This is a genomic window from Bacillus sp. FSL K6-0069 (assembly GCF_038007785.1).
Lineage (GTDB): Bacteria > Bacillota > Bacilli > Bacillales > Bacillaceae_G > Bacillus_A > Bacillus_A mobilis.
Genome location: NZ_JBBOXN010000001.1, coordinates 109096 through 121319, shown reverse-complemented (window position 1 = coordinate 121319; position 12224 = coordinate 109096). Strand labels below are relative to the sequence as shown.

11 protein-coding genes and 1 other annotated feature are annotated in these 12224 nt (G+C 39.9%); all 11 genes read right to left on the bottom strand.

Annotation, left to right across the window (positions count from 1 at the left end; all coding sequences use genetic code 11):
- Positions 1–26: 26 nt before the first annotated feature.
- On the bottom strand, positions 27–275 hold the full coding sequence (locus MHB74_RS00640) for a ribosomal L7Ae/L30e/S12e/Gadd45 family protein (protein WP_061678373.1): 249 nt from the start codon (positions 273–275) through the stop codon (positions 27–29).
- Between the two features lie 113 nt (positions 276–388).
- Entirely contained in the window at positions 389–4000 is a 3612-nt protein-coding gene (gene rpoC, locus MHB74_RS00635) for a DNA-directed RNA polymerase subunit beta' (RefSeq protein ID WP_000567949.1), read from the bottom strand.
- A 37-nt stretch (positions 4001–4037) separates the two neighbouring features.
- Positions 4038–7571: a DNA-directed RNA polymerase subunit beta gene (gene rpoB, locus MHB74_RS00630; protein ID WP_061678374.1), complete on the bottom strand. Its 3534-nt coding sequence runs from the start codon at positions 7569–7571 to the stop codon at positions 4038–4040.
- 291 nt (positions 7572–7862) lie between these two features.
- On the bottom strand, positions 7863–8462 hold the full coding sequence (locus MHB74_RS00625) for a class I SAM-dependent methyltransferase (RefSeq protein WP_060629207.1): 600 nt from the start codon (positions 8460–8462) through the stop codon (positions 7863–7865).
- 76 nt (positions 8463–8538) lie between these two features.
- On the bottom strand, positions 8539–8898 hold the full coding sequence (rplL, locus tag MHB74_RS00620; RefSeq protein WP_000159737.1) for a 50S ribosomal protein L7/L12: 360 nt from the start codon (positions 8896–8898) through the stop codon (positions 8539–8541).
- Positions 8899–8965: 67 nt separating this feature from the next.
- Positions 8966–9466, bottom strand: coding sequence for a 50S ribosomal protein L10 (gene rplJ / locus MHB74_RS00615; RefSeq protein ID WP_000048721.1), 501 nt, complete (start codon positions 9464–9466; stop codon positions 8966–8968).
- A 39-nt stretch (positions 9467–9505) separates the two neighbouring features.
- Positions 9506–9649 (bottom strand) — a sequence feature (ribosomal protein L10 leader region).
- Positions 9650–9698: 49 nt separating this feature from the next.
- Positions 9699–10391 carry a 50S ribosomal protein L1 gene (gene rplA / locus MHB74_RS00610; RefSeq protein ID WP_002070162.1) on the bottom strand — a complete coding sequence of 231 codons (693 nt, stop codon included), beginning with the start codon at positions 10389–10391 and terminating at the stop codon, positions 9699–9701.
- Between the two features lie 177 nt (positions 10392–10568).
- Positions 10569–10994 (bottom strand): 50S ribosomal protein L11, encoded by a 426-nt coding sequence (gene rplK, locus MHB74_RS00605; protein WP_001085872.1) that lies wholly within the window; start codon positions 10992–10994, stop codon positions 10569–10571.
- A 167-nt stretch (positions 10995–11161) separates the two neighbouring features.
- On the bottom strand, positions 11162–11695 hold the full coding sequence (gene nusG, locus MHB74_RS00600) for a transcription termination/antitermination protein NusG (RefSeq protein ID WP_000415794.1): 534 nt from the start codon (positions 11693–11695) through the stop codon (positions 11162–11164).
- A gap of 131 nt (positions 11696–11826) precedes the next feature.
- Positions 11827–12006, bottom strand: a complete 180-nt coding sequence (secE, locus tag MHB74_RS00595; protein WP_001241321.1) for a preprotein translocase subunit SecE — start codon at positions 12004–12006, stop codon at positions 11827–11829.
- 32 nt (positions 12007–12038) lie between these two features.
- Entirely contained in the window at positions 12039–12185 is a 147-nt protein-coding gene (gene rpmG / locus MHB74_RS00590; protein WP_002070160.1) for a 50S ribosomal protein L33, read from the bottom strand.
- Between the last annotated feature and the right edge of the window lie 39 nt (positions 12186–12224).

Sequence of the window (12224 nt, the reverse complement as noted above, 5' to 3'; positions counted from 1 at the left end):
AATGCTCTCTCCTCACAAAAACAGTTTTAACTTATTATTCCTATTGCTGAAGCTCCCACTTGAATCCCCGAAACTTTTCCAAGCTTACGAACTGATTCAACTTTGTTTATGGGTATGTTATGTTGCAAGGCAGTACGAATGATCATATGGGTTAACCGCATATCAGCATCTTCCGCAATAACAACTTCTTTAACTATACCATTTTTGATTGCCTCCAATGTGCGTTTATGACCAACGACTACATTTTCAGCATTTGACACTTTTTGATAAGACATATAAATATCCTCCAAAGCATCGTTCAGGAGCAACCTTGATTATAGTAACATTTTGCTTCATACAATGTCAACTAGGATTAGCTGTTTTTATACAAAATTTACGACGGAAAATTTTACTGTTCCACATAAACTTCATCGTTTTCTACATTCATGTCACCTTGAGTTGTTTTTACAAGGTCCACTTTGCGATAACGATTCATACCTGTTCCAGCAGGAACAAGTTTACCGATAATAACATTTTCTTTCAATCCTAGAAGTTCATCGCGTTTACCCTTAATTGCTGCATCAGTTAAGACACGTGTCGTTTCTTGGAACGATGCTGCAGATAAGAATGAATCAGTTTCAAGCGAAGCTTTTGTAATACCAAGTAGAACAGGTCTAGCTGTTGCTGGTTGTTTACCTTTCAGTAACACCTTCGCATTCGCATCAGTAAACTGATGGATATCTAGTAATGTTCCTGGTAATACATCCGTTTCACCCGCATCACTTACACGAACTTTACGTAACATTTGACGTACCATTACTTCTACGTGTTTGTCGCCAATTTCTACCCCTTGCATACGGTATACTTTTTGAACTTCACGTAATAAGTATTCTTGAACCGCCGTAATGTCCGTTACTTTTAGTAATTCTTTCGGATCAATAGAACCTTCTGTTAACTCTTTACCGTGGCTAATTGGCTGTCCTGGAGTTACTTTCAGACGCGCACCGTAAGGAATAGCATACGTACGAGCTTCAACTTCACCCTGTACAACTACTTCTTGGCGATCTTTAACATCGTTGATCGCTGCGATAACACCATCGATTTCACTGATAACTGCCTGACCTTTCGGATTACGAGCTTCGAAGATCTCTTGGATACGAGGTAAACCTTGAGTGATATCATCTCCGGCAACCCCACCTGTATGGAACGTACGCATCGTTAACTGTGTACCTGGCTCACCGATAGATTGAGCTGCGATAATACCTACCGCTTCTCCTACTTCTACGTCTGTACCAGTTGCTAAGTTACGACCGTAACACTTCTTACATACACCGTGGCGAGTGTTACACGTGAACGCTGAACGAATGTTTACAGTTTCAACACCCGAATTTTCAACGATATGAGCGATATCTTCAGTGATTAGTTGGTTTTCACTAACTAATACTTCACCTGTTTCAGGATGTTTTACAGTTTTTCTTGCAAAACGTCCAACAAGACGATCATATAATGACTCAATTACTTCATTACCCTCTTTAATCGCACCAATTAATAGACCACGATCTGTTCCACAATCATCTTCACGGACAATTACATCTTGTGCAACGTCTACAAGACGACGTGTTAAGTAACCAGAATCGGCAGTTTTAAGTGCTGTATCGGCAAGACCTTTACGCGCACCATGCGTAGAGATGAAGTACTCAAGTACTGTTAAACCTTCACGGAAACTTGATTTAATTGGAAGTTCGATAATACGACCAGATGGATTGGCCATCAGACCACGCATACCAGCAAGCTGAGTAAAGTTCGATGCGTTACCACGGGCACCGGAATCACTCATCATGAAGATTGGATTGCGTTTATTCAAGGATTTCATCAGTTTTCCTTGGATAACATCTTTTGCATTACTCCAAATAGAGATAACGCGATCGTAACGTTCTTCTTCTGTGATCAAACCGCGACGGAATTGTTTAATTACATTATCTACTTTTGCTTGTGCTTCATGGAGAATTTCATCTTTTTCGCCTAATACAAGAATGTCAGATACCCCAACTGTAATACCAGCTTTTGTAGAGTACTTAAATCCTAAGTTTTTCATGCGGTCAAGCATACGAGATGTTTCCGTAATTTGGAAACGTTTGAATACTTCCGCAATGATGTTACCAAGAATCTTCTTGCTAAATGGCGCCACTTCTTCGCGACTAGCAATAATTTCTTTAATGTTCGCACCTTTTTCAACGAAATACTCCGCTGGTGTTTCTTTTTCAAGGTTTGAGTTTGTCGGTTCATTAATATAAGGGAACGACTCTGGTAAGATTTCGTTAAATATTAATTTACCAACTGTTGTTAATAGAAGCTTACCTTTTTGCTCTTCAGTAAATGTTACGTTATTTACTGAACTTGCAGCAACTGCAACACGTGTGTGCAGATGTACATATCCATTTTGGTATGCAAGTATTGCTTCGTTTGCATCTTTGAAGACCATACCTTCACCGATTGCGCCTTCACGCTCAAGAGTTAAGTAGTAGTTACCTAATACCATATCCTGAGATGGAGTAACAACTGGTTTTCCGTCTTTTGGATTCAAGATGTTTTGCGCCGCTAACATAAGAATACGAGCTTCTGCTTGTGCCTCTGATGATAACGGAACGTGAACCGCCATTTGGTCACCGTCAAAGTCCGCGTTGTATGCAGTACATACAAGTGGGTGAAGACGAATTGCGCGACCTTCTACTAATGTAGGTTCAAACGCCTGGATACCAAGACGGTGAAGTGTTGGTGCGCGGTTTAGAAGTACTGGATGCTCTTTGATCACAGATTCTAAAACGTCCCAAACTTCAGGTTGTACACGCTCGATTTTACGTTTAGCACTCTTAATGTTGTGTGCTAAACCTTTTCCAACTAACTCTTTCATAACGAAAGGCTTAAACAATTCAAGCGCCATTTCTTTCGGTAATCCACATTGGTACATCTTTAAGTTCGGTCCTACAACGATTACAGAACGGCCAGAGTAGTCAACACGTTTACCTAATAAGTTTTGACGGAAACGTCCTTGTTTACCTTTAAGCATGTGAGATAGTGATTTTAATGGACGGTTACCCGGTCCAGTAACTGGACGGCCACGGCGACCATTATCGATTAATGCGTCTACAGCTTCTTGTAACATACGTTTTTCGTTTTGAACGATGATGCTTGGTGCACCTAAGTCCAATAGACGTTTTAAACGATTGTTACGGTTAATTACACGACGGTATAAGTCGTTTAAGTCAGAAGTAGCAAAACGTCCACCATCCAACTGTACCATTGGGCGTAGTTCTGGTGGGATAACTGGAAGAACATCTAGGATCATCCAAGATGGGTGATTTCCAGAGTTACGGAATGCTTCTAATACTTCTAGACGTTTAATAGCACGAGTACGGCGTTGTCCTTGTGCTGTTTTTAATTCTTCTTTTAAGAAGTCTACTTCTTTATCTAAATCGATGTCTTGTAGTAGCTTTTTAATCGCTTCTGCACCCATAGCAGCTTGGAATGTGCTACCATATCGATCACGATATGCACGGTATTCTTTTTCAGAAAGTAATTGCTTCTTATCAAGTGGTGTATCTCCACTTTCTGTTACAACATAAGAAGCGAAATAAATTACTTCTTCAAGCGCGCGAGGGGACATGTCTAAGACAAGTCCCATGCGGCTCGGGATACCTTTGAAATACCAAATATGAGATACAGGAGCAGCTAATTCGATATGACCCATACGTTCACGACGAACTTTTGCACGCGTTACTTCAACGCCACATCGATCACAAACTACACCTTTATAACGTACACGTTTGTATTTTCCGCAATGACATTCCCAGTCCTTTTGTGGTCCGAAAATACGCTCACAGAACAAGCCATCTTTTTCAGGCTTTAACGTACGATAGTTAATTGTTTCTGGTTTCTTAACTTCACCGTATGACCAAGAACGAATCTTGTCAGGTGAAGCAAGTCCAATCTTCATATATTCAAAGTTATTTACATCTATCAAGGGGCCTACCTCCCTTTTAGTCTACAGGTTATCCCAATTATTCCTTAGTTGTCTCAACTTCGACATTCAATTTATCTGCTGATTGATGATCATCGTCATCTTCTGTATCACGCATTTCAATTTCTTTATCGTCGCTAGACATCATTTTAACGTCCATACCTAAACTTTGCAGCTCTTTAATCAATACTTTGAATGATTCAGGAACGCCTGGTTCTGGAACATTTTCGCCTTTAACAATTGCTTCATACGTCTTAACACGTCCAACAACATCATCAGACTTCACTGTTAAGATTTCTTGAAGAGTATAAGCAGCACCATAAGCTTCAAGTGCCCAAACCTCCATCTCACCGAAACGCTGTCCACCGAACTGAGCTTTACCTCCAAGAGGCTGCTGCGTTACAAGTGAGTATGGTCCAGTAGAACGAGCATGAAGTTTATCGTCAACCATGTGCGCAAGTTTGATCATATACATGACACCAACAGATACGCGGTTATCGAATGGTTCACCAGTACGTCCGTCATACAGGATTGTTTTCGCGTCATTTGCCATACCAGCTTCTTCAATCGTGCCCCAAACATCTTCCTCACGAGCACCATCGAATACTGGTGTTGCAATGTGAATGCCAAGGTATCTTGCTGCCATACCAAGATGAAGCTCTAATACCTGACCGATATTCATACGAGATGGTACCCCTAATGGGTTTAACATGATATCGATTGGCGTACCGTCTGGTAAGTAAGGCATATCTTCTTCTGGTAAAATACGAGAGATAACACCTTTGTTACCGTGACGTCCGGCCATCTTGTCACCTTCAGAAATTTTACGTTTTTGAACGATATATGCACGTACAAGTTGATTCACGCCTGGTGGCAACTCATCGCCATCTTCACGGTTGAATACTTTTACGTCTAAGATAATACCGCCACCACCGTGTGGTACACGTAGTGATGTATCACGTACTTCACGTGCTTTTTCTCCAAAGATAGCATGTAATAGACGTTCTTCAGCTGTTAATTCTGTTACACCTTTAGGTGTTACTTTACCAACAAGTAAATCTCCATCTTTTACTTCCGCACCAACGCGAATGATACCGCGCTCGTCAAGGTTGCGTAATGCATCTTCCCCAACGTTTGGAATGTCACGTGTAATTTCTTCTGGTCCAAGCTTCGTATCACGAGCTTCTGACTCATATTCTTCAATATGAATAGAAGTGTACACATCATCTTTTACAAGGCGCTCACTCATAATGATCGCATCCTCGTAGTTATAACCGTCCCAAGTCATGAAGCCAACAAGCACGTTACGTCCAAGTGCTAGTTCACCTAATTCCATAGAAGGACCATCCGCAAGGATTTCACCTTTTACAACTTCATTTCCAACACTTACGATTGGGCGTTGGTTGTAGCAAGTTCCTTGGTTAGAACGAATGAATTTTTGCATTTTGTAGCGATCTAAGTCGCCTTTTACTGTTTGACCGTCAACTTCTACAAAGCGACGTACCCAAACTTCACGTGCTTCTACGCGTTCAACAACACCAGGGTGTTTACAGATTACTGCAGCACCTGAGTCTTTTGCTGATACGTACTCCATACCTGTACCTACAATCGGAGATTCCGGATTCATTAACGGAACCGCCTGACGTTGCATGTTCGCTCCCATAAGTGCGCGGTTAGAGTCATCGTTTTCTAAGAACGGAATACAAGCTGTCGCTGCCGACACTACTTGTTTTGGAGATACATCCATGTAGTCGATGCGTTCTTTATTTGTGACAATGTTTTCACCACGGAAACGAGCTACGATATCTTCACTAAGGAATTCTCCTTCTTCAGATAATTTCATATTCGCTTGGGCTACAACATAATTATCTTCTTCATCTGCAGTTAAGTAATCAACCTGCCCTGTTACAAGACCAGTTTCTGGATCAACACGACGGTATGGTGTTTCAATGAAACCAAACTCATTTACTTTCGCGAACGATGATAATGAGTTAATCAAACCGATGTTTGGTCCCTCTGGTGTTTCAATCGGGCACATACGACCATAGTGAGAGTAGTGAACGTCACGCACTTCAAAGCCTGCGCGCTCACGCGTTAAACCACCGGGTCCTAATGCAGATAGTCTTCGTTTGTGAGTTAACTCTGCTAATGGGTTTGTTTGGTCCATGAACTGAGATAACTGAGAACTTCCGAAGAACTCTTTAATAGATGCAATAACAGGACGAATATTAATTAGCGCCTGTGGTGTAATTGCATTTGTATCCTGAATCGACATTCTCTCACGAACAACACGTTCCATACGAGAAAGACCGATACGGAATTGATTTTGTAATAGTTCTCCAACTGAACGCAGACGACGGTTTCCTAAATGGTCGATATCATCTGTATCCCCTACTTTGTATAGTAGGTTGAAGAAGTAACTGATAGAAGCAAGGATATCACCTGGTGTAATGTGTTTTACATCACGAGTAATATTCGCATTACCAATTACATTAATTACGCGTTCGCCTTCTGACTCAGGAGCATAAATCTTAATAGATTGCAGCTCAACATCGCCTTCTACCACTCCACCCATTGGTTTCGCTGTTTTGAATCCAATGTTTTTCTCTAAGTAAGGTAAAATGCGATCAAGTGTACGACGATCTAAGATTGTTCCTTCTGCCGCTAAAATTTCACCAGTTTCTGGATCCACTAATGTTTCAGCTAAGCGTTGGTTAAACAATCTGTTTTTAATGTGTAACTTCTTGTTGATCTTATAGCGACCTACATTTGCTAAATCGTAGCGCTTTGGATCGAAGAAACGAGACACAAGTAAGCTCTTAGCATTTTCTACTGTTGGTGGTTCACCAGGACGTAGACGCTCATAAATTTCAAGCAATGCTTTTTCTGTGCTATCTGTGTTGTCTTTTTCTAATGTGTTGCTTAAGTATTCGTTATCACCTAAAAGCTCGGTGATTTCTTGATCAGAGCCAAACCCTAATGCGCGTAACAAAACAGTTACAGGAAGTTTACGCGTACGGTCAATACGCACATATACAACATCCTTAGCATCTGTCTCATACTCTAACCAAGCTCCGCGGTTTGGAATTACAGTAGCAGTAAAACCACGTTTTCCGTTTTTATCCACTTTGCCACTATAGTATACGCTTGGAGAGCGAACTAACTGGGAAACGATAACACGTTCTGCACCGTTAATTACGAATGTTCCAGTCTCTGTCATGAGTGGGAAATCTCCCATGAACACATCTTGTTCTTTTACTTCACCAGTTTCCTTGTTGATTAGACGCACTTTTACACGAAGTGGTGCTGCATACGTCACATCACGCTCTTTGCATTCGTCTACAGAGTATTTAGGTTCACCTAAGCTGTAGTCGATAAATTCAAGCGATAGATTTCCCGTAAAGTCTTCAATCGGAGAAATGTCTTGGAACATTTCTCGCAAACCCTCATCAAGAAACCACTGATAAGAAGAGGTTTGAATTTCGATAAGATTTGGTAACTCTAATACTTCACTAATACGGGCATAACTTCTTCGTTGGCGGTGGCGTCCGTATTGAACTAGTTGACCTGTCAACTGCTTCACCCCTCAAATCATGAGTATTATAAATGCGCAAAAAAATTTGCGCAAAATCACAAATAAATACAACTACTGCTATTAGCGTAGTCTTTTTCTCTTAAAGATAAATACGTTGAGTCTTTCTACCTGCTCAAAAAAGAAAAATGGCTTCTATAAGAAAACCATCATTCTGTTTCATAATCTGCTGATTTTACTATCTTTTCCAAGAGAAACAAAAATATACATCTTTCTCAACGCAGAAAATCATATATTGGCATTGTATAATGTTAACATAGCCAAAAATAACCGTCAACGTTTTTTTGATTTTATGATATAATATCCCTTTTTCTTTTCTACAACTTCGACTTCAGAAAATACTTCCTCTAGTTTCTTCAGTGCAGATGGTGCACCTTGCTTCTTTTGAATAACAATCCACAACTCTCCACCTGGAACCAAATACTCTACAGCCTTCTCTAAAATCTCATGCACGATATCTTTACCTGCACGAATTGGAGGATTAGATAGAATAGCAGCATACATACCATCTACATTTTCATAGACACTACTCTGAAAAATGTGTACATTTCCAATTCTATTGTTAGCGGCATTTTCTTTCGCAAGCTCAAGCGCCCTTTCATTCACATCCACCATGTGAACTTTACGGTCTTGAAACTCTTTCGCCAACGATAAACCAATTGGTCCATATCCACAACCTACGTCTAATATATCACCTTTAATATCTGGCACTTGAAACGCTTCAATTAAAAGACGAGAACCAAAGTCCACTTCGTTTTTCGAGAACACCCCACGGTCAGATAAGAAAGTAAATTGAGATCCACGAAGTGCAAATTCCCATCGCTTACGATCACTTTTACTAGAAGGGTCGTTAGAAAAATAATGGTCTGCCATATGGCCACCTCTTTTCTTTACAGTTAAAAAAAAAGCTCGCATGAGAGCGAGCTTTTTTTAAAGCATCAAAAGTTAATTACTTAACTTCTACAGCAGCGCCAACTTCTTCAAGTTTAGCTTTCATTTCTTCAGCTTCCTCTTTAGAAACGCCTTCTTTGATTGCTTTTGGAGTGTTGTCAACTAATTCTTTAGCTTCTTTTAAGCCAAGACCAGTGATTTCACGTACAGCTTTGATAACTTTGATTTTTTGAGCGCCAGCACTTGCAAGTACTACGTCAAATTCAGTTTTTTCAGCAGCAGCTTCACCAGCGCCACCAGCTACAGCTACAGGAGCAGCAGCAGTTACGCCGAATTCTTCCTCGATAGCTTTTACTAAGTCGTTAAGTTCTAATACAGTCATAGATTTAACTGCTTCAATGATTTGTTCTTTAGTCATTGTAAATATCCTCCCTTAAATAGGTTTGTATTGTTTTATAGATAACAAGTAATTATCTTTTAAAAAATTAAGCGCCTTGCTCTTCCTTTTGTTCTGCAACTGCTTTAGTAGCAAGTGCAAGGTTACGGATTGGAGCTTGAAGAACGCTAAGAAGCATAGAAAGTAAGCCTTCACGTGATGGAAGAGTAGCGATAGCTTTAACCTCATCAAGTGTTACAAGTTTACCTTCGATTACACCAGCTTTAATTTCTAAAGCTTCGTGTTTTGTAGCGAAGTCGTTTAATACTTTCGCAGGAGCAACTACATCCTCGTTACTGAACGCGATTGCGTTTGGTCCTGTTAAGAATTCGTTTAACTCAGCCATTTCAGCAGATTCTGCAGCACGACGAGTTAAAGAGTTTTTGTAAACTTTGAACTCAACGCCAGCTTCACGTAAGTTTTTACGTAATTCTGTTACTTCAGAAACTGTTAAACCACGGTAGTCAACAACGATCGTAGATTTACTTTCGCGAAGTTTGTCCGCGATTTCAGTTACAACTTGTTGTTTAGTTTCGATTACTTTGCTCATGTTATTACACCTCCTGTAGATTATATAGAAGATGTACCGAAAGTGCACTAAAAACCTCCATGCCCAACTTGTAGACATGGAGGCATATAGTCACAGAAAAAAATTCCGTTTCGTATATTAACACCTAGGTAGGAAATTAAGTCTATTGACACCTACTGTCTACGGTACACTAATTAAATTCACAACATAAATGATTATATAAAAACTTCTTTATGAAGTCAACTTCCAAAATTTACGCTAATGTAGAAACGTCTACACGTACGCCAGGTCCCATTGTAGAAGCAACTGTTACGTTCTTCATGTAAGTACCTTTTGCAGCAGCTGGCTTAACTTTTTGTAAAGTGTCAGCGATTGTGCTGAAGTTTTCTACTAATTTAGCATCTTCGAAAGATACTTTACCGATTGGAACGTGGATGTTACCAGCTTTATCAACGCGGTATTCAACTTTACCAGCTTTGATTTCATTAACAGCTTTAGTTACATCGAAAGTAACTGTTCCAGTTTTAGGGTTTGGCATTAAACCTTTTGGTCCTAATACGCGGCCAAGTTTACCAACTTCACCCATCATGTCAGGAGTTGCTACTACTACATCGAAATCGAACCAACCTTGTTGGATTTTACCGATGTAATCAGCATCGCCTACGAAGTCAGCTCCAGCAGCTTCAGCTTCTTTAGCCTTTTCACCTTTAGCGAATACTAATACACGTTGTACTTTACCAGTACCGTGTGGAAGAACAACTGCACCACGGATTTGTTGGTCAGCTTTCTTAGGGTCAACACCTAAACGGAATGCAACTTCTACAGTCGCATCAAATTTAGCTGTGTTTGTTTTCTTTACTAATTCTACTGCTTCTGTTGCAGAGTAAGCAGTTGCACGATCAACAAGCTTTGCAGCTTCTACGTACTTTTTACCTCTTTTAGCCATTTTTATTTCCTCCTCGAATGTGGTTTTAGCGGAATAACCTCCCACGTTTACGCTTATTTTCAGGTATAACCTGAGGATGCGCGCCATCCATTTATTTAAAAACGATAATCATTTACGATAATAAAGGTTGCGAATTGGAATTCCAGACCCGCAACCTTTTTAAAAAAACAAATCGAATTAGTCTTCGATAACGATGCCCATACTGCGTGCAGTACCTTCAACCATACGCATTGCAGCTTCTACGCTAGCAGCGTTTAGGTCAGGCATTTTAGTTTCAGCGATTTCGCGTACTTTATCACGCTTAACAGTTGCCACTTTATTACGGTTTGGTTCACCAGAACCAGACTCAATACCAGCTACTTTCTTAAGAAGAACAGCAGCAGGAGGAGTTTTAGTAATGAAAGTGAATGAACGGTCCTCAAATACCGTAATTTCAACAGGGATGATAAGACCAGCTTGATCAGCTGTACGAGCGTTAAACTCTTTACAGAAGCCCATGATGTTAACACCTGCTTGTCCTAATGCTGGACCAACTGGTGGAGCTGGGTTAGCTTTACCTGCAGGAATTTGAAGCTTTACCATTTTAATTACCTTTTTAGCCACGAGACACACCTCCTTAAGTCCGTGATGTGGTCAATTGGACAGTGATTTGCCCTCCCACGTCATATTTTATCTGTAAGGATAAAATCTTTCAAAAAACGTCTCCGATAACGAAGACGTACTGACTTAAAAGATATTATCACTTTTTACAATTCATTTCAAGTTTCATTTTATAATTTTTCAATTTGATGGAAGTCAAGTTCAACTGGAGTCTCGCGACCGAACATGTCCACAAGCACGCTAACCTTTTTCTTCTCCACATCAATTTCTTCAATAGCACCTGTATAATCTGCGAATGGTCCTTCATTTACACGCACTGTTTCATGAAGTTCAAAGTCGAAATCAACCACTTCGTTGTCCATTCCCATATGCTTCATAATGGTAACAACTTCCTCTTCTAATAGAGGTGATGGTTTAGATCCAGAACCAGAAGAACCAACGAACCCAGTTACACCTGGTGTATTACGTACAACATACCAAGAGTCATCAGTCATGATTAATTCTACTAATACATAACCTGGGAACACTTTTCTTTTCATTAATTTTTCTTTACCGTTTTTCATTTCTACTTCTACTTCTTCCGGGACAACAACACGGAAAATTTTATCTTGCATACCCATTGATTCTACACGTTTCTCTAGGTTTGCTTTTACTTTATTTTCATATCCAGAATAAGTATGGACAACATACCAACTTTTTTCCATTCATTTAGGACGAGCGTCCTTCCCTCCCTGACGTACATTTTTTTGCGCAAATGAAAAAACCCGTTCACCGGGCTTTTACACAGTTCTTATAAATAACATTATATCATGGATAAGTGCTTCTTATTCAAGAATTAACCAAGAATTAACCGAATTAAAGAAGAAATGCCCATATCAACTACTGCGAAGAAAATCGCAAAGAAGACAACTGTAGCGATAACAGTCGCTGTTGAACGGAGTAATTCATCTTTTTTAGGCCAACTTACTTTTTTCATTTCGCGACCTACATCGCCGAAAAAGTTCGTTAAACGCATCTACGGGACCTCCAGTGTATTATTTCAATTATTTATTTTGTTTCCTTGTGAACTGTATGCTGATTGCATGTTTTACAAAACTTCTTTATTTCAAGTCGCTCTACTGAGCTCGTATCTTTCATCGTAGAGTAGTTTCGATTTTTACACTCTTCACATGAGAGTACAACTTTTTTCCTCATTAGTTACACCAACCTTGTAACATTATGTCCCTAAAAATG